This window comes from Nonomuraea turkmeniaca (assembly GCF_005889735.1).
Lineage (GTDB): Bacteria > Actinomycetota > Actinomycetes > Streptosporangiales > Streptosporangiaceae > Nonomuraea > Nonomuraea turkmeniaca.
Window position 1 is genome coordinate 1 of sequence record NZ_VCKY01000036.1, and the last position, 18,311, is coordinate 18,311.

General features: G+C 68.9%; 15 protein-coding genes and 1 pseudogene. 5 read left to right on the forward strand and 11 right to left on the reverse strand.

The annotated features are described in order from the left end of the window. Nucleotides 1-766: NAD(P)H-dependent flavin oxidoreductase (locus ETD86_RS13290; RefSeq protein WP_138666449.1), on the forward strand; the 766-nt coding region annotated here is incomplete at its 5' end. A 121-nt stretch (nucleotides 767-887) separates the two neighbouring features. Here the strand turns inward: ETD86_RS13290 and ETD86_RS13295 are convergent. The 5 genes from ETD86_RS13295 to ETD86_RS13315 all read right to left on the reverse strand — a co-directional run bounded on the left by ETD86_RS13295 (nucleotide 888) and on the right by ETD86_RS13315 (nucleotide 5,912). Continuing rightward, the gene (locus ETD86_RS13295; RefSeq protein WP_246147885.1) at nucleotides 888-2,216 is read right to left on the reverse strand and encodes an MFS transporter; all 1,329 of its coding nucleotides are present in this window, start codon (nucleotides 2,214-2,216) and stop codon (nucleotides 888-890) included. After that, nucleotides 2,213-2,638: an acyl-CoA thioesterase gene (locus ETD86_RS13300; protein ID WP_138666450.1), complete on the reverse strand. Its 426-nt coding sequence runs from the start codon at nucleotides 2,636-2,638 to the stop codon at nucleotides 2,213-2,215. Before ETD86_RS13300 ends, ETD86_RS13295 begins: the two co-directional genes overlap by 4 nt. Nucleotides 2,639-2,841: 203 nt before the next feature. Next, entirely contained in the window at nucleotides 2,842-4,488 is a 1,647-nt protein-coding gene (locus tag ETD86_RS13305) for an AMP-binding protein (protein WP_342779266.1), read from the reverse strand. 39 nt (nucleotides 4,489-4,527) lie between these two features. Next, the gene (locus ETD86_RS13310) at nucleotides 4,528-5,433 is read right to left on the reverse strand and encodes an acyl-CoA thioesterase (RefSeq protein WP_138666452.1); all 906 of its coding nucleotides are present in this window, start codon (nucleotides 5,431-5,433) and stop codon (nucleotides 4,528-4,530) included. Then, entirely contained in the window at nucleotides 5,430-5,912 is a 483-nt protein-coding gene (locus ETD86_RS13315; RefSeq protein ID WP_138666453.1) for a cupin domain-containing protein, read from the reverse strand. The genes ETD86_RS13310 and ETD86_RS13315 overlap by 4 nt, the downstream gene beginning before the upstream one ends. 256 nt (nucleotides 5,913-6,168) lie before the next feature. On the opposite strand from ETD86_RS13315, the gene ETD86_RS13320 reads away from it, so the two are divergent. Further along, a complete protein-coding gene (locus tag ETD86_RS13320) occupies nucleotides 6,169-8,526 on the forward strand; it encodes a bifunctional salicylyl-CoA 5-hydroxylase/oxidoreductase (protein ID WP_138666454.1) in 2,358 nt (785 codons plus the stop codon). Nucleotides 8,527-8,601: 75 nt separating this feature from the next. Here ETD86_RS13320 and ETD86_RS13325 read toward each other — a convergent pair whose 3' ends face one another. Next, the gene (locus ETD86_RS13325) at nucleotides 8,602-9,018 is read right to left on the reverse strand and encodes a RidA family protein (protein WP_246147886.1); all 417 of its coding nucleotides are present in this window, start codon (nucleotides 9,016-9,018) and stop codon (nucleotides 8,602-8,604) included. A gap of 88 nt (nucleotides 9,019-9,106) precedes the next feature. Here ETD86_RS13325 and ETD86_RS13330 point away from each other — a divergent pair, with 88 nt between their 5' ends. Then, nucleotides 9,107-9,913: a fumarylacetoacetate hydrolase family protein gene (locus ETD86_RS13330; RefSeq protein WP_138666456.1), complete on the forward strand. Its 807-nt coding sequence runs from the start codon at nucleotides 9,107-9,109 to the stop codon at nucleotides 9,911-9,913. Nucleotides 9,914-9,961: 48 nt separating this feature from the next. Here the strand turns inward: ETD86_RS13330 and ETD86_RS13335 are convergent, their stop codons facing one another. After that, complete coding sequence (locus ETD86_RS13335; RefSeq protein ID WP_138666457.1) at nucleotides 9,962-11,623, reverse strand: indolepyruvate oxidoreductase subunit beta family protein; 1,662 nt, start codon at nucleotides 11,621-11,623, stop codon at nucleotides 9,962-9,964. Beyond that, complete coding sequence (locus ETD86_RS13340) at nucleotides 11,623-13,788, reverse strand: thiamine pyrophosphate-dependent enzyme (RefSeq protein ID WP_138666458.1); 2,166 nt, start codon at nucleotides 13,786-13,788, stop codon at nucleotides 11,623-11,625. Before ETD86_RS13340 ends, ETD86_RS13335 begins: the two co-directional genes overlap by 1 nt. A 236-nt stretch (nucleotides 13,789-14,024) precedes the next feature. Here ETD86_RS13340 and ETD86_RS13345 point away from each other — a divergent pair, with 236 nt between their 5' ends. After that, the gene (locus ETD86_RS13345) at nucleotides 14,025-14,864 is read left to right on the forward strand and encodes a PaaX family transcriptional regulator (RefSeq protein WP_138666459.1); all 840 of its coding nucleotides are present in this window, start codon (nucleotides 14,025-14,027) and stop codon (nucleotides 14,862-14,864) included. 90 nt (nucleotides 14,865-14,954) lie between these two features. Here the strand turns inward: ETD86_RS13345 and ETD86_RS13350 are convergent. Then, nucleotides 14,955-15,683 (reverse strand): annotated as a pseudogene (locus tag ETD86_RS13350) (serine hydrolase domain-containing protein); the annotation flags it as partial. 189 nt (nucleotides 15,684-15,872) lie between these two features. Beyond that, a complete protein-coding gene (locus ETD86_RS13355) occupies nucleotides 15,873-16,265 on the reverse strand; it encodes a hypothetical protein (protein ID WP_138666461.1) in 393 nt (130 codons plus the stop codon). A gap of 404 nt (nucleotides 16,266-16,669) precedes the next feature. On the opposite strand from ETD86_RS13355, the gene ETD86_RS13360 reads away from it, so the two are divergent. After that, nucleotides 16,670-17,551 carry a bile acid:sodium symporter family protein gene (locus tag ETD86_RS13360; RefSeq protein WP_138666462.1) on the forward strand — a complete coding sequence of 294 codons (882 nt, stop codon included), beginning with the start codon at nucleotides 16,670-16,672 and terminating at the stop codon, nucleotides 17,549-17,551. A gap of 17 nt (nucleotides 17,552-17,568) precedes the next feature. On the opposite strand, the gene ETD86_RS13365 is transcribed toward ETD86_RS13360, so the two are convergent. Then, nucleotides 17,569-18,237 (reverse strand): GntR family transcriptional regulator, encoded by a 669-nt coding sequence (locus ETD86_RS13365; protein WP_138666463.1) that lies wholly within the window; start codon nucleotides 18,235-18,237, stop codon nucleotides 17,569-17,571. Nucleotides 18,238-18,311 lie beyond the last annotated feature (74 nt).

Consider the following 18,311-nt stretch of genomic DNA (forward strand, 5'->3'; position numbering starts at 1 on the left):
ACCGTGGGGTGTGGGCTTTCTGACCTGGGCGATCGATATCGGCGCGGTCGAGCGGGCGCTGGAGCACAACCCCGCGGCGGTGATGTTGTCCTTCGGTGATCCGCGCCCGTTCGCCGATCGGGTCCGTCAGGCGGGCGCGGCACTGATCATCCAGGTCACCGATCTGGAAGAGGCCAAGCAGGCGGTCGATGCAGGCGCCGACGTCATCGTGGCGCAGGGCACCGAGGCCGGCGGGCATGGGGCCCGGCGCGGGCGGTCCACCCTTCCGTTCGTGCCCGTCGTGGTGGACCTGGCGGCACCGGTGCCGGTGCTGGCGGCCGGGGGGATCGCCGATGGGCGCGGCGTGGCCGCCGCCCTCGCCCTGGGTGCCGCGGGGGCGCTCATCGGCACTCGCTTCCAGGCCACGACCGAGGCCCTCGCCGACCCCTCGATCATCCAGGCGATCATCGAGGCAGATGGGGATCACACCGAGCGCAGCACCGTGCTGGATATCGCCCGTGGCTCCCGGTGGCCGGCGAAATACCCCGCCCGCACCCTGGAGCACCCGTTCCTCGACCAATGGCGCGGCCGGGAGGCCGAATTGGCCGCCGACCCTCAGGCCAGGCAGGCGTATCACGACGGCATAGCCCGAGGCGACATACCCCCGCTGCCGGTCTGGGCCGGCGAGGCCGTCGATCTCATCAACGACCTGCCATCCGCGGCCGATCTCGTCGAGGCCCTCGCTGCTCAGGCTGAGGACGCGCTGGCCGGTGCGGGAAAGCACTGATCACAACATTTGCCAGGAGCGGCGGCGCCGCCCGGGGGAGGGCGCCGCCGCATTCCAATCAGATCGTCGTGGCGCCGCCACCCACCCCGGGCCCGCCGAAGGACCGCCGGACGGGGGTCAGCTAAGGCTGGGAGGCCGCGGTTCGGTCGGCCTCCCGCCGGCTCTCACTCACCACGTCTTGCCGGGCCGGCACGATGAGCATGGCCAGCGCCCCCACCACGGCGGGAATCGCGAACGCGTAGAAGTTCGCCTCGATACCCCAGCCAGAGGCGAGGACGGCGCCGCCGTAGATCGGTCCGCAGATCGCGCCGAGCCGGCCGACGCCCAACGCCCAGCCCAATCCGGTCGCCCGCATGTGGGCCGGGTAGAAGTTCGCCGTGTACGCGTTGACCAGCACGGTCGTGCCGATGGTGCACGCGCCGGCGATGGCGACGAGCGCGAACAGCAGCGCGCTCGGCAATCGGAAGCTCATCAGGAAGATGCTCACGGCGGCGACGGCGAACATGCCGAACGTCACAGGCTTGGAGCCGAACCGGTCCGCGGCCATGCCGAGCAGCGGCGTGCCCACGATGGCGCCGAGGTTCAGCACCAGGAGGAAGGCCAGCGCCGACCCCAGCGGGTAACCCGCCTGACGCATGATCTGCGCGAGCCAGGTGTTCAACCCGTACACGAGCAGCAGTCCCGCGCCGGTGCCGAGCCAGAACAGGAGCGTCCCGGTGAGGAACGGCCGTCCGAAGAGCGATTTGATCGCGCCCGCCGGTCCCTCCTTGGTACGCGGGGGCGCTTTCTCCAAGGTCAGGTCGTAACGGGCGGCGAGTTCGGCGGCCTCGGCGTCCCGCCCGCGGAGGAGCAGGTAGTTCGCCGACTCGGGCAACATCCGCCAGGCCACCGGCAGCAGCAGCAAACCGAGGATCGCGCCGATCCAGAACATCGCACGCCAGCCCAGCGCCGGGATCACGCCGATCGCCGTCAGCGAGGCCACGATGCCGCCGATCGAATACCCGGAGAACATGAACGCGTTCGTGGTGCTGCGGCGCTTCGGATGGGCGTACTCGATCGTGAGCGCGATGGCCGTCGGCACGACGCCGCCCAGACCGATGCCGGCGATAAAGCGGGCGAACCCGAACAGCTCCACAGTGGGTGCCGCGGCCGCCAGGCCCATCGCGATCGAGAACCACGCGATGCACCCGAGCATGACGCGCCTGCGTCCCACCAGATCGGTGATCGTGCCGATCACCATCGCGCCGATCAACATCCCGATCAGCGCGTACGAGCCGATCCGGCCGATCTCGGCCGCGCCGAGGGTCCACTCGGCGGACCCGTCGGCCAGGGTGGGCACGACCGTGCCGTAGACGATCAGGTCATATCCGTCGATGATGATCGCCGCGCTGCAGAGCGCGATGACGACGATCCTCGACCTCGAGTCACGAGGCCCCGCGTTGTTGCTCACAGCGCCTCCAAAGCGGCTCGCACATCATCGGGCCACGGCACGGCGTGGGCGGCGTCAGGGGCCGCGAACGCGACCACCACGCTCCCGACCGCCGCGACACTCGATCCGTGGCGGACCGTGAACTGGTAACGCATCGACTTCTCGCCGAGGTGGGCGATGGCGAGCTCGATCTCGACGGTCTGGCCGAACCAGAGCCGCTCCCGGTAGTCGACCTCGTATCGCACCCTGGGGGTGCGGCCGAACAGTTGCTCCTGGCCGAGACGGCGGAGGAGTTCGGCCTCGGCGGCCTCGGCCCAGCGCAGGATGACGCCGTGATGGTGGTGCCCGGCGGCGTCGGTGTCCGCCCACTCGACCCGGCGGGTGATCGTGACGGCGTGCCGGGTTCCGGGGGCGGTCTTGTGAGAGAACGTCGCGGACGTCATGTCAGACGTCCTCCTGGCTCACAGGTCGCCTGCGGAGCAGGGTCGCGGACGGTGGACTCTGATGGGACATGGGGGTCTCCTCAGCGGATGGGGGGGTTCTTGGGTCGGGGGTCTGTTTTGAGTCGCGGAAGGGACCGACCGGCCTGAGCGCAGGCAAGCCCGTTACGCAAGCCGCCGGAGCGGCGGTTCGAGCCCGGATAAGGTCACGGCACGGCCGCCTGCTCGTTCTGGACGATTTCGCGAAGCCTGAAGTGCTGCAGCTTGCCGTTCGTGTTGCGCGGCAGGGAGTCGCGGAACCGCACGTCACGGGGGTATTTGTAGGGGGCCAGGACCTGCTTGACGTGGTCTTGGATCTCCTTGGCCTTGGCGTCGTCGCCGGTCACGCCGTTGCGGAGCACGACGAAGGCGCACACGACCGAGCCGCGTTCGGCGTCGGGGCGGCCGACGACGGCGCACTCGAGCACGTCGGGGTGGGCATCGATGGCGGCCTCGACCTCGGGCCCGCCGATGTTGTAACCCGACGAGACGATCATGTTGTCGGTGCGGGACTGGTAGTAGAAGTAGCCGTCCTCGTCCTTGTGGAAGATGTCGCCGGTGACGTTCCAGCCGTTGAGGACGTAGTTCTTCTGGCGCTGGTCGTCGAGGTAGCGGCAGCCGACCGGGCCGATGACGCCGAGGAGCCCCGGTTCGCCGGGGCCGAGCTCGGAGCCGTCGGGATCGAGGATGGCGGCGCGGTACCCCGGTATCGGCGTGCCGGTGGCGCCGGGGCGGATCTCGTCGCCGGCGGCCGCGATGAAGATGTGCAGCATCTCGGTGGCGCCGATGCCGTCGATGATCCTGAGCCCGAGCCGCTCCCGTAGCTGCTCCCACGTGTCTTGGGGAAGGTGTTCGCCTGCCGACACCCCGGTCCGCAGCCCGGCGAGCTTGCGTTCCGCGCCTTCTCTCAGGATGGCTTTGTAGGCCGTGGGCGCCGTGGCGAGAACCGTCACTCCTTCGCGTTCGACGATCTCCGCGAGTTGCAGCGGGGTGGCCGCCTCGGTCAGCAGGGTGCAGGCCCCGGCCCGCAGCGGGAAGACGACGAGCATGCCGAGGCCGAAGGTGAAGGCGAGGGGGGCCGAGCAGGCCACCAGGTCGTCCGCGGCCGGCTTCAGCACATGACGGCCGAAGGTGTTGTCGATGGACAGGATGTCGCGGTGGAAGTGCACGGTGATCTTCGGGACGCCGGTGCTGCCGGAGGTCGGCCCGAGCAGGGCCACGTCGTCGGCGGCGGTCTGCACATCGGTGAACTTGCCGGACTTGGCGGCGGCCCGCGTGCGGAGGTCCTCGGGTCCCGTCCCGCCGTACTCCAGGATCGTCAGTGACGGCTGCGCGGTGTCCCGGACGGTGCGCACCTCGTCGGCGAACCGGTGGTCGACCAGTGCGATGGAGGGCCGGGTGCGCTCCACGATCGGGGTGAGCTCACGGGCACGCAGGGCGGCCATCGTGGTCACGACGACGCCGCCGGCTTTGAGCACCCCGAGCCAGGCCGCGACCGTCCACGGGTTGTTGGGGGAGCGCAGCATGACACGCTGTCCCGGAACCAGGCCGAGGTCCTCCGTCAGCACCTGGGCGATCTGGTTGGCACGCGTCCGCAACTCGCCGTAGGACCAGGTCTCCCCGGTCGGCGTGCGCAGCGCGGGCCGGTCGGCCCCGAACATGGCGACGGGGACGTCGATGAGCTCCGTGGCGGCGTTGAGCCGGTTGCCGTACTGCAGATCCGGTGTGGTGAACTCGATGGTCGGCCAGAGATGTGCTGGAGGCAGGTGATCGCGCGCGAACGTGTCGACGTGCGCCGAGGTCGAAGGGGACAAGAAAGGAAGTCCTTCCATGAGCCGCCGGGGGTGTGGCGGTCAGGTGGTGCGGATCAAGCCCTCCTGGACGACGGTGGCCAGGTGACGGTAGTCGCGGGTGAAGAAGCGGCCGGCGGCCAGGCCGCGACCGGCGTCGGCGGCGACGGCTTCCTGGACGTAGAGGAGCCAGTCGCCGACCGGTCCCGGACGGTGGAACCACATGGCATGGTCGAGGCTGGCGGTGATCAGCCCGGGCTTGGCCCAGGGCAGGTCGAGCACCCGCAGTACGGGTTCCAGGATCGTGTAGTCGCAGACGTACGCGAGCGCGGCCAGGTCTCGCTGGGCCTCACTCAGTCCCTCGACAGGCCGGAGCGCGTCGAACGGCTTCAGCCACACCGCTTGGTGCGGCACCTGTTCGCCCTCGACGGTGAGGTAGACCGGGCCGGGCACGTGCCGCATGTCGAAGCTCCGGCCCGCGGACCAGTAAGCCTTCGACTCCTCGGTCATCGAGCCGCCGCTCCGCTCCGCGAGGTACGCCGCCGAAGCGGGCAGCTCGTCGGGCCCGGGGACGATCCCGGCCGGCTCGGCCAGGAAACTCGCGCCGGCCTCGCCCGCGGCGAAGCTCGCCAGGCAGACGTAGACCGGCTTGCCGTTCTGGTAGGCGCGCACCTGGCGGCTGCTGTAGCCACGACCGTCGCGCAGCAGCTCCACCTCGTACCGCACCGTTGCGCCGATGTCGGCCGGCCGGAGGAAGTAGCTGTGCATCGAGTGCAAGGTCTTGCCGTCGGACACCGACCGCATGGCCGCGGCCGCGGCCTGGGCGACCAGGTCGCCGCCGTACGCCTTGGGCCACGGGCAGGGCTGGGTGGTGGCGGTGTAGGCGAGGTCGAAGTGCTCCGGGTCCGTGGGCGTCAGCGTGACCGCCGAGGTGAAGACCGCGGAGGTCGTGAGCGTCCCGGTCGTCATCGGTCCAGCCAGTCGCGCAGGTCGGTGTCGGCGACGTCGGGCAGGTTGACGACGATGTTCTCCGGCGTGCGCGTGGTCATCCACACCAGCGGCTTGGAGCGCGAGAGATTGCACTCCACGTGCGGCATGAACGGCGGCACGAAGACCCAGTCACCCTCCTCCATGTCGACGTAGTCCTCGAACTTCTCGCCGAAATAGATGCGGGCCCGGCCGGACAGGACGTAGCCGCCGGTCTCGGCCTCGCCGTGATGGTGCGAAACCGAGCGGTAGCCGGGCTCGTTGCTGACCTTGCCGAACCACAGCCTGGTGGCCGGCGTGTGCTGAATGCTGACCCCCGAGATCCGGACGGCCCCGCCCGAGTCGGCGGTGTTGGCGTCCTCGGCACCGCCGCGTGTCACGACCGGAGCGACCAGACCACTGGGCAGTCGATACATCGAGTTGTCGCCCTCGAGGCGGTACTTGCTGAAGTCGGGCTCCACGGGTCGGCTCCGTTTCGATCGGGATTCGGACGGTCTGGGGCAAGCAGGATCCAGCCGTTGAATATCTCGTATCTTTCACGGTCGTCATGGATTGTCAATACCGAGTCCAGATGTTCCGCGACGCCTCGGGCCGCATGATGCCAGGTCCGGGGCCATGTTCGGGCGAGGAGCCGACAAGAGTCATTGCGTTTTGTTGACGATCGTTGAATCAGCGCGATACTTTGACCTCGGCCCGTCGTCACAGGAGGAGGACAGCGTGCGGATTGCGGTCATCGGAGGAGGCCCGGGCGGGCTGTACTTCTCGGTCCTGGCCAAGCAGTTGGGACCCGAACACGAGATCACCGTCTGGGAGCGCAACGCTCCGGACGACACCTTCGGATTCGGCGTGGTGTTCTCTGACGAGACCCTGGGTGGGATCGAGCACGCCGATCCCGCCATCTACCGTCAGATGGAGTCGGAGTTCGCCCGCTGGGACGATATCGACGTCCACTACCGGGGACAGGTGCTCACCAGCGGAGGCCACGGTTTCGCGGCGCTCAGCCGCAAGCGGCTGCTGGAGATCATGCAACAGCGCTGCCGGGAGCTCGGCGTCACGATCAACTTCCTCGCGGAGGCACCCGACGTGGCACAGCTCGCCGCGACCCACGACCTGGTGGTCGCCGCCGACGGGCTGAACTCGCTCGTGCGCTCCAAATACGCCGACTCCTTCCACCCGGACCTGGAGCGGCGCGCTTGCAAGTACATGTGGCTCGGCACGGACAAGGCGTTCGACGCCTTCAAGTTCTACGTCCTCGAAACGCCGTACGGCGTGATCCAGGGGCACGGCTATCCGTTCGACGCCCATGGCAGCACCTTCATCGCCGAGATGCACGAGGACGTCTGGCGCAGGGCCGGCTTCGACGAGCTCGCCAACCGGGAGTTCGCTCCGGGCGAGTCCGACGAGAAGTCGATCGCGCGGGTGAAGGAGCTCTTCTCCGAAGAGCTGGGCGACTGCTCCCTGCTCGCCAACAACAGCAAGTGGATCAGCTTCACCACCGTCCGCAACGAGAGCTGGCGGCACGAGAACATCGTCATCCTGGGCGACGCTGCCCACACCGCACATTTCTCCATCGGCTCAGGCACCAAGCTGGCCATGGAGGACGCCCTGAGCCTGGCCGCGTGCCTGCACGAGCAGCCCACCCTCGACCAGGCGCTCACCGCCTACGAAGCCGAGCGCAAGCCGGTCGTCCAGTCCACTCAGCGGGCAGCGCAGGCGAGCCTGGAATGGTTCGAGAACCTGGGGCAGTACGTCGGCCAGGAGCCGGAGCAGTTCGCGTTCAACATCATGACGCGGAGCCGTCGTGTCACCTACGACAACCTCCGGTTGCGCGACCCTGAGTTCGTGGCCCGCGTCGACGCCTGGTTCGCCGGCCGGCAGTCGGGCCGTGCCGGGGACGGAGCCGGGACGCCGCCCATGTTCCACTCCTTCCGGCTCGGCGAGCTGGAGCTCGCCAATCGGATCGTGGTGTCGCCGATGGACATGTACCGGGCGGTCGACGGGGTCCCCAATGACTTCCATCTGGTCCATCTGGGAGGAAAGGCGCTGGGCGGCGCGGGTCTGGTCATGACCGAGATGGTCTGCGTCTCCGAGAGCGGCCGCATCACGCCCGGTTGCGCCGGCATCTGGAACGAGGAGCAGTCGGCCGGCTGGCGGAGGATCACCGACTACGTGCACCGCGAGAGCAAGGCGAAGATCGGCATCCAGGTCGGCCACTCCGGACGCAAAGGCTCCACCTGCCTCATGTGGGAGGGGATAGACCAGCCGCTCCCCGAGGGCAACTGGGAGGTCGTCGCTCCGTCCGCCCTGCCGTACAAGGAAGGGGTCAACCAGACCCCCCGCGAGCTCGCCCAGGCCGACATGGAGCAGATCAAGCAGCAGTTCGCCGACGCCGCCCGCCGCGCCGACGAGGCCGGCTTCGATCTCCTGGAACTGCACTGCGCGCACGGCTACCTGCTGTCGTCCTTCATCTCCCCGATCAGCAACCACCGCAGCGACGACTACGGCGGAAGCCTGCAGAACCGGCTGCGCTACCCCCTGGAGGTCTTCGCCGCGATGCGTGCGGTGTGGCCCCGGCACAAACCCATGACCGTGCGGATCTCGGCCACGGACTGGATCGACGAGGGCATCACCGGCGACGACGCCGTGGAGATCGCTCGCGCTTTCGCCGCCGCCGGCGCCGCCGCGATCGACGTCTCCACCGGCCAGGTGAGCCCGCTGGAGAAACCGGCCTTCGGCCGGTCGTACCAGACTCCCTACGCCGACAAGATCCGCAACCAGGTCGATGTCCCGACGATCGCGGTCGGCGTGATCTCCTCCTACGACGACGTCAACTCGATCCTGCTCGCCGGGCGCGCCGACCTGTGCGCCTTGGGCCGGGTCCACCTCTATGACCCGAACTGGACGTTGCACGCCGCCGCCGAGCAGGCCTACACCGGACCCGGGGCGGCGTGGCCCGACCCCTGGCGCCCCGGCCGCCGCAAGCCGCAGACGGGACGTACCGACGGGCCCAAGCCGCGTCTGCAATTGATCCGCGAGGGTGTGACCACCACCCGGCACGCGCGGTGGCGGCCGTGAGCCGGACCGGCATCTCCATCTGAAAGACGTGGACGAAATCCCGTCCGATCATCTGGATCGGACGGGAATTCCGCGTTATGCGCGGGTCTTCAGCCGCTCCTCCGGGATCACGGCTGTGCCAAGAATCTCGATCATGGCTTCGGGCTGCCAGAGCCTCGTACATCCGATCCCGGCCATGGCCGGGTAGACCGGGCCGGCCAGCTCCCGCCAGACCTCACCGATCTCCTTGCCGTGCGCCTGGTAGTCCTCGACGTCGGTCAGGTAGATCGTGATGCTGACGAGGTCAGCGGGCTCTCCTCCGGCCGCCCGCAGGGTGGTCAGCACATTCCCGAAAGCCTGGCGGAACTGCTCGACGATCCCGCCTTCGACGATGCGCATGTTCGCGTCCAGCGCGGTCTGCCCGCCCAGGTAGAGCGTGTTCCCGTGCAGGGTGCCGTGCGAGTAGCCCCTGGGCTTCGGAAGGCTGTCGGGGTTGATGGCGATGGGCTTCACGAGGCTTCCTCTCGACTTGATGCTATATTGACAATATCTGACGATCGTGAAAAATACGATACATAGGTGCCGTTGAGGAGTCACGTACATGAAGCTCGCCACTGTGTCCCGAGGTGCGGGCACGAGCACCGCCGCCGTTCTCGTCGACGACCTCTGGCGGCGTCTTCCCGCCGCGGACCTGGGAGCCTGGCTGCTCGCCGAGCAGCCTGCCGAGCCGGGCGAGCCCTTGCCGGGCTGGGGTCCGGTCAACCCGCTGCCGCGTCCCGGCAAGGTGATCTGCTGCGGGTTGAACTACGCCGACCACATCGCCGAAACCGGCCGTGATCTGCCGTCCCACCCGACGCTCTTCGCCAAGCACGCCGACACCCTGCTCGGGCCGGCCGAAGAGATCGTGGCGCCGAAGGACGTCGCCCTGGACTGGGAGGCCGAGCTCGCCGTCGTGGTCGGGCGCCCGATCCGCGGAGCCGACCGGGACGAGGCCGCGGCCGCCATCGCCGGCTACACCGTCGCCAACGACATTTCCGTGCGCGACTGGCAGAGGCGCACCGTGCAATGGTTCCAGGGCAAGGCCTGGGACCGCACCACACCGATCGGTCCGGTCGTGGTCACGCCCGATGATCTCGACCCTCTCGCCGGCGTCGCGATCCGCTGCCGCGTCAACGGCGAGCTCGTCCAACGGGCGAACACCCGCACGCTGGTCTTCGACTGCGCCACGCTGCTCGCCTACATCTCCACCTTCACCGCGCTCCGGCCCGGCGATCTCGTCCTCACCGGCACTCCCGGCGGCATCGGCGCGGCCATGGATCCGCCGCGATTCCTCGCCGACGGCGACCTCGTCGAAACCGAGATCGACGGGATCGGTGTCTTGCGCAACCGGGTTCGCCTCCTCCCCTGACTCACACACGGACATCCACCCGCTCCATGTCCAAGGGGTGCGGCGCAGTCAGCGCATCAAGGTGGGTCGCTCGTCGGAGAGCCGTTCTCCCAAGACCGAGGTGACGGCGGCACGAAGCGTGGTGCCGTCGTCGTCGGCGAGCGCGGCGTCGCGCAGCCGGGCGAGCGCGGAGGCGGCGTCGGGACGGCCCGCGAGCCGTCGTGCAGAGTCCATGAGGACGGCGAAACTCTCGCTGCCGTGGGAGTGGGTCTGCCCGTATCCCTTGAGCACGCCCTGGCATTCGACGATCTCGCAGGCCAGGTCGTAGTCGTCGGGCGCGGTCCGCACGACGAGGTCGAGCCAGTCGTCGATCCCCGCCTGCTCCCGGCCGAAGCGTAGCGAGCGAGGCCGCAGCGGGCGCATCAGGGCCATCACCCACAGCGCCGTGAAGCCAGCGACGGAGGTGGTGTTGACGACCATCCCGTTGCGGGTCAGCTTCGTGACGACTCGACGGAAGGGCGCCGAGCCGGCCAGCCACCGGCCCAGGCGGGTGGGGAGGGTGTCGGTGATCTCGTCGATCTGGGGGTGGAGGTACTCGCGGACCTGCATGAGCTGGCCGGACTTGGCGTGCGCTTCCTCGCGGATGCCCGCGATCCGGCGCCGCCGGATCTTCTGCAGTGCGACGTGGATCGTGTCCTGGTAGCACATCCAGAGCGCGGCGTGGCGGGCCGTCCCGGTGGTGAGGCGCGCGGCACCCTTGTCCTCGGACTCCAGGGCCGCCACCCGGGCGACCCGGGCGAGATAACGGTCGGTGTAGGACACCCCCTGGTAGACGGCGGTTCGTACGCAGCCGTGCAGGAGCATGGAGCGGGCAGGTTCGGGGAACTCGGCCACCCGAGCCGCCTGCGCCTGAAGGTCCGGTCCGACGAGTTGCCCCGGGTCGGTGGCCGCGAGCGTCCTGTGTCGCTCCTCCTCCGCGGTGGCGGCCTCGGCTGCGGCATCGTGCGGAGGGCGGCGGCCAATGGCGACCGGTACCGGTCCGCTGCCTGCCGGGCGGGAGGGCGCGGGCGTGGGCGCAGGTTGCCGCGCCGCGTCGAACCCGAGGGCGAACGCGGCGAGGGACGCCTCGACGGCCTTCCCTGACGTACGCACCGCGGCCTCGAACTGCTCGCGGGTGAACGGCAGCGCCGCCGAACCGGCCAGCGCGCCGAACAGCGAGGCACTGATCACGCTGCGTGCTTGCTCGGCGAGGTGCATGAAGTTCGCGCCGACGAAGCGCTTGGCGGCGGCACGAGCGTCCTGGATCAACTGGTCACTGTCGGCGCGGCCGTCGCCGAGCGCGATCCGTTCGGTGATCGCGTAGACCCGGTTGGTGGAGGCGATCAAGGTCGTGCGGTCGGGGGTGCAGAAACCGCGCTGGATGGCCCGCCCGGCCTCCATCAGCTCGGAGGCGATGACGATGTCGACCTCGCCAGGAGTGGGGAAGAGGCTGAGCACCGGTTCGGGCCGGGCGCGCTCGGCAGGCGCCTTCTCGGACGGCGGGAACAGTTCTACGTAGTAGACCGTCGCGCCGGTACGCTGCGCGACCCCGGCCACCGAGGTGCTCTGGGCGGTGTACCCGGCGGCCTCGCCCACGGAGACGATCCAGTCGGACAGGACACCCCCGCCTTCTCCTCCCATCGCCAGGATCGCGATCGTTATCGGGCGCCGCCCGGACTTCCAGCTCGACATCAAACCACCTCGTACTTCGCCGCGCGGCGTTCGACGGGTGCGGACAGCGCCCTGATCCAGGCCGTCCGCACCTTGGTGAGTGCGCGGTCCCACCATGTCTCGTTGACGACCACATCGGTCCGGTAGAACGACGGGCAGAGCGATGCCGCGTGGGCGTTCGCTCCGCACACGCCGCAGCCGACGCAACTGTCGATCACTGTGGCGACCGGGTCGGTCCGCATGGGGTCGGGGTTCGGTTTGATCGTGAGGGAGGGACACCCGGACACCCGGATGCAGGCGTGGTCGCCGGTGCAGGTGTCGGCGTCCACACCGAAACGCTGCCGGACGACGCGCTTGCCCTCTTTGATCTTCTTGTTCGTCTCAGGCTTGACGCGGCGCTGCCGGTTCAACTGGCACTCGCTCTGCGCGACGATGACCTTCGGGCCCCGTTGCTTGGAGGTCAGCGCTTCCACGAACAGGTCGCGCAGCTCGCCTACCTTGTAGGTGTTCGTGACCGTCTTGGCCCACGTGACCCCGACGCCGCGCACGGCCTTCTCGATCGGGTGCTTGGTGGAGCGGATCGGATTGTCGGCCTGGGAGGACAGGACGTCCTGGCCGCCGGTCGCCGCGGCGTATTCGTTGTCGACCACGAGGAGCACCTGGTCGGTGCCGTTGAAGACGGCGTTGCCCACACCGCTGGTCAGACCGTTGTGCCAGAAGCCGCCGTCGCCCATGACCGCGATCGTCCGGCGGTCGGCCTCGGCGGAGTTCAGGGCGGCCGCGCCTGCCGAGCCCAGGCCGTAGCCCATGGTGGTCGCGCCGAGGTTGAACGGCTCGTTGATGGAGAAAAGGTGGCAGCCGATGTCGGCGCTGATGTGGTGCTGCTTGCCCGTCTCGCGCTCGGCGAGCTTGAGGGCACTGAAGATCGGCCGCTCGGGACAGCCGGTGCACAGTCCCGGCGGACGGCCGTGCACCGCCTTGGGCTCCACCCGGGGGGCGAACGGGCTGCCGGGGTCGTCGTCGGGCAACAGCAGCGCGGGTGCTCCCTCGACGGCCTCGGGCCGGTACTTGTTCAAGAAAGCGGACAGGCCGCGGGTCACCGCGGTCGCGGTGTACTCGCCGGCGATCGGCAGCAGGTCCTTGCCGTGGAGCACGGCTCTCGCGTCGGCGCGCCGGAGGATGGCGTGGAGATTCTGCTCGAGGTAGTCGGGCTGGCCCTCTTCGACCATCAGCACCGCCCGCTTGCCCTCGCAGAACTCGAGGATCTCGGAGTCCACGACCGGATAGGTCACGTTCATGACGTAGAGCGGGATCCGGGTGTTGCCGTAGGCGTCCGAGCAGCCCAGCAGTTCCAGCGCCCGGTTGAGCGTGTTGTAGAGGCCGCCCTGGACGATGATGCCGACGTCGGCGGCATCGCCCGCGAAGACCTCGTTGAGGCCGCGCTCGCGGATGAACTCCACCGCTGCGGGCCAGCGGGAGCCGATCTTCTCCTGCTCGTGCAGGAAGCTCGCGGGCGGGAGCACGATCCGGCTGGGGTCCCGTTTGGGCTGCTCGATCGCGTCCTTGATCGTCATTTGCGGTCGCACGTTGTCCTTGGCGACGAAGGCGCCGTGCATGTGGCAGGACCGCAGCCGCAACTGGAGCATCACCGGAGTGTTGCTCGCCTCCGACAGCTCGAACCCCGTCTCGACCGCCTCGACGATCGCGGTGATGTTCGGCCGGGGGTCCAGCAGCCACATCTGCGACTTCATCGCGAAGGCATGAGAGCGCTCCTGCATGATGCTGGAGCCCTCGCCGTAGTCCTCGCCGAGGATGACCAGCGCCCCGCCCGTGACGCCGCCGCTCGCCAGGTTGGCCAGAGCGTCCGACGCCACGTTGAGGCCCACCGTGGATTTGAAGGTGATGGCGCCCCGCAGCGGGTAGTGCACCGAGGCCGCGAGCATCGCCGCCGCGGTCGCCTCGGACGCGCTGTTCTCGAAATAGACGTCCAGCTCTTGGAGGATCTCCCGGGCGTCGCCGAGCACGTCCATCAGGTGGGAGATCGGCGCGCCCTGGTAACCACCCACGTAGGCGACCCCGGACTGAAGCAGGGCCTTGGTGACGGCCAGAATGCCCTCGACGTGCAGAGTGGTCCCGGCGCCATGGCGCAGCTGCTGGACCTCGGTGGCAAAGGACCGCTCGGCCATCCCTGCTCCTCCTCCTTCGTTCAGGTGGGGCTGGCCTCACACGCTAACTCATCTTCTGCTTGTGTGTCGACCGTCAAATTGCCGCACTATAGGCCCGGATCGTTGCGCAAACACCGAGCCTGCAAGGCGATACACCTCAACAGGTCAGCTAATGCTCGCTATCATGACGACGGTTAAATCTGCGTAACACGGCGCATCCTGTCATCGGGCGCGCATAGGCACGGAGGTGCACCGGGATGGCAGAGGACGACGAACTCGCCGGACGCGGCCAACAGCCGCGCGCGTTGATCGTCACGGTGTACGGGCTGTACGCGCGCGAGAGCGGCGGCTGGATGAGCATCGCGGCGCTCATCCGGATACTCGCCCAGTGCGGGGTGGATGCGCCGTCCGTCCGGTCTGCGATCTTCCGCCTCAAACGACGCGGCCTGCTCACATCGGCCAAGATGAACGGCGTGGCCGGGTACGCGCTGACCGACGAGGCGTACCAGATCCTGCGCGAAGGCGACCGCCGGATCTTCGAGCGCCGGCGCGCGACCACGGACGAGGGCTGGCTGCTGGCGGTCTTCAGCGTCCCCGAGACCGAGCGCGACAAGCGGCACCAGTTGCGCTCGCGCCTCTCCTGGCTCGGATTCGGAACCGTCGCCGCCGGAGTCTGGATCGCCCCCGCCCACCTGCTCGACGAGACACGTGACGCCCTGGAGCGCCACGGCCTGAGCGCCTACGTCAACCTCTTCCAGGCGCAGCACGTCGCCTTCGCCGACGTCGCGGGCCAGGTCGCCGATTGGTGGGACCTGACCCGCCTGCAAGCGCTCTACCAGGAGTTCCTGGACCGCCACCAGCCGATTCTCGACGGCTACCGCGATGGCGCGGACACTGATCCCGCTCAGGCGTTCGCCGACTACATGAGCGCTCTGACCGACTGGCGCCGCCTGCCCTACTCCGATCCCGGGCTGCCCCTGGAGGTGCTCCCCGAGGACTGGAACGGGGTCCGGGCCGCCGACATCTTCTTCGAGCTCCACGAACGGCTTGCCAAACCGGCTCACACGTTCGCCGAGTCGGCCCTGCGTGGCGTATAGCCCGGTCCTCAACGCGATGACCGCCCCCGGACTGCGTCGTGGGCTGTGGACGCGGTGCTCGACATCATCGAGGGTCTCCGGCCCCCGCGGTCAATCGTCGATCGCCTGGTAGACAGCGGTCCAGAAGTCGTGCGATCTCGGCAGCCTCTGGTCGCCTGCGTGCGCCCGCTGCATGATGAAGATCGTCGTCATGTCCTCGGCGGGATCGTTGTACCAGGCGGTGCCGTAGAAGCCGGGCCATCCGTAGCTCCCGACTGACGGGCCGAGGTGCGTGAGACGGGTGCGGACCGACACTCCGAAACCCCAGCCCATGGTGTCGAAGTACCCAGGCCAGAACCCGGAGACCGCCTTCTGCGCCGGGGTCAGGTGGTCGCTGGTCATCAGCGTCACCGACGGCCGCGAGAGCACCCGCTCGCCGTGGTAGGTGCCGCCCGCGAGCAGAGCCGAGGCGAAGGCGAGATAGTCGTCGGCGGTCGAGACGAGCCCGCCGCCACCTGATTCGAACGCCGGCGGCCGACTCCACCGCCCGTCGGGGGCGTCTTCGACGACCGGATCGCAGATCCGCTCACGCAAGGCATCCCCGAAGGCCATGCCAGTGGCCCGGGCGATGAGCACGCCCGTCACGTCGGCGGCGGTGTCGTACATCCAGCGCTCGCCTGGCTGGTGGACGAGCGGCAGTGTGCCGAGCCGGCGGATCCACTCGTCCAGGGGTGGTTCGCCGAATGCGTTCAGTGCGTCGGCGATCGGGATCGTTCCCGGCTCGGCGGGGACCATGCCGGTGCCGAGGGTGAAGGTCAGCAGATCCCGCAGCGTTATCGGGCGTTTTGCTCCTCCTCATCTCGCCCGTTCGCCCGTTACAGGTTGCGCGACGAACCGCACGTTCGGCGAGGACGTTGAGGAAAGATCCCCGTCCGAGGACCGCTCATCGGCAGAAGTGCACGCCTGGTCCCGCTCTCTCGCCGGTCGTGCAAGAGCCGAAGTCGAGTAGCCCGGTACACCGAGGCCGGCCTATCGGCGGGTCAGGCCCGCCGCGATGATCGCCAGCATCCCCGCCATGAGGATGGGGAGGCCGATCGACAGGAGCGCAAGGTACCCAAGGACGATCAGCGCCACGCCGGCGATCGCCAGCGCGGTGCCCCGTCCCGGGGCCGTGCGCACCATGCCGTACGCCATCAGCACGGCGGACCCGACGAGTGCCCCGATGGCCCAGGCCGCCGGCCGGCCATGCTCCTGTGCGATCAACGCCACGTACCAGACCGACATCGTCACGGCGATCATGACCGCCAACGCCGCCAGCACAGAGCCGGCGTCGAACGGACTCTCGGTGGGCCCCGCCCGCCGCATCCTCCTGGACGCGGTGGGCGCGTGCCCCTCCTCGCGCGGACTGCCTTCGCCGGTCATGGCGAGCCCTCCTCATCGCGTTGGGACAGCGGCGGTGATCTCGCTGAACTGGTCCCGCCCCTCCGGCTTGCGCCGCCGCCACGCGCTCCATCCGGGCCGGCAACCGCTCGTCTCCGCTTCGTTCATCAACTAGCAATCAGTTTAGTCTCTATTGAACTCAGAGAACGGGACGGAGTGCGTCGGGCAGGGGGTGGCGTCGGCGAGGGTGGCGTAGCCGATGAGACGCGGCACCCGGACCCCGAGCAGGCGCGTGCCCGGCTTCGTGAGCCGGCCACCTCTGCCGCTTCACATCGGCCCGGCGATCCCACATTGTGGGGGTCTGTATCCGACCTCGATCAACGAGGCGCCGCACGGCCACCTCTTCGGTGGTCATCGGCTCTTCCGGCACGGAAAGGACTCCCCCCATGGCCCTTGCCAGCGTCCTGCTTCCCATCGCTCTGGCGATCATCATGCTGGGGCTCGGTCTGAGCCTGACGATCGCCGACTTCCGGCGTGTAGTGGCCTACCCCAAGGCCGCCGTCGTGGCGCTGACCTGCCAGGTCATCCTCTTGCCTGCCGTGTGCCTCGGTCTCGTGCTCGCCTTCGGCCTGCCACCGGCACTGGCCGTCGGCATGATGCTCCTGGCCGCGTCCCCGGGCGGCACGACCGCCAACCTCTACAGCCACCTGTTCGGCGGCGACGTCGCGCTGAACGTGACGCTCACCGCGATCAACTCGGTGCTGGCCGTCGTCACGCTGCCTCTGGTCACCAACCTGTCCCTGAGCTACTTCGGCGATGCGGGCACGCTGGGCCTCCAGTTCGACAAGACGCTGCAGGTGACCGCACTGGTGCTGGTCCCCGTGGCGGCCGGCATGGCGGTGCGCAGGTTCAGGCCGCGGTTCGCGGACCGGATGGAATCCCCCGTGAAGATCGCTTCCGCCGTCATCCTGATCCTGGTCATCCTCGGCGCGCTGCTGCAGGAGCTGGACAATCTCGGCGGATACCTCCGCTCCGTGGGCGCCATCGCGGTCCTGTTCAGCGTGATCAGCTTGGCCGTCGGCTACTGGGCGCCCCTCCTGGCCGGAGTCGGCCGCCGCCAGGCCATCGCGTCCTGCATGGAGATCGGCATTCACAACGCGACCCTCGCGATCACCGTCGCGCTCAGCCCGGCGCTGCTGAACAACACCCAGATGGCCGTCCCCGCCGCGACGTACGGCGTCCTGATGTTCTTCACCGCGGCCGCCGCCGGCTTCCTCGTCCGATCTCGTACGTCAGCTGATGCCGCGTCCGAGGCGAGCACCCCCTGAGTGACGGCACCCGGGGGTCAGTGGGCGGCGGTGGGGTTGGTGAGGATGTCGAAGGCGTGGCGGCGATGAGCGGCGAAGAGCTCCAGGGCATCGTCGATGTCGCGGGAGCGCAGGGCGGCCGCCAGCTCTCGATGCTCATCGGCGATGTGCGACAGATAGCCCTCGGAGCTGAGGCCGATCCTGGTGAGCAGGAACAAGTGCACCTGGGAGCGGATGGCCTGCCACGCCTCCTGTAGCCGCCGGTGCCCGGTGGCGGCGTACACGGCGTTGTGGAAGGCGATGTCGCTGCGCACCATCGCATGCTCGTCCTCGGCGCGTGCCATACGCTCGGCCGCCTTCTCCACCGCCGCGATGTCCTCGTCCGCGGCATGGGTGACCACCAGCTGGACGGCGAGGTGTTCCAGTGCGCCGCGCAGGCTGTCGAGTTCGGCGACGTCCTCTGGAGTGAGCGTGGTGACGGTGGCGCCGCGGTGCCAGGCGCTGCGGACCAGGCCCTCGCGCTCCAGCCGGAGGAGCGCCTCGCGCACCGGACCGCGGCTGACCTCCAGCCCGCCTGCCAGCTCCACCTCGCGCAGTTGTGCCCCCGGCGCGTAGAACCCCGCGAAGATGGCCTCCCGGATCCGGTCTGCGACCTCGTCCGCGAGGCCCCGGCGGCGGGCCGGGGTCACCCTGCCCTGTTCGCTCATGACGCTCAGCCTCTCATGGCCTGGCCTTCTTTGCCGCAATGTCCTAATGTCAACATTCATACATCGGTGCCTCA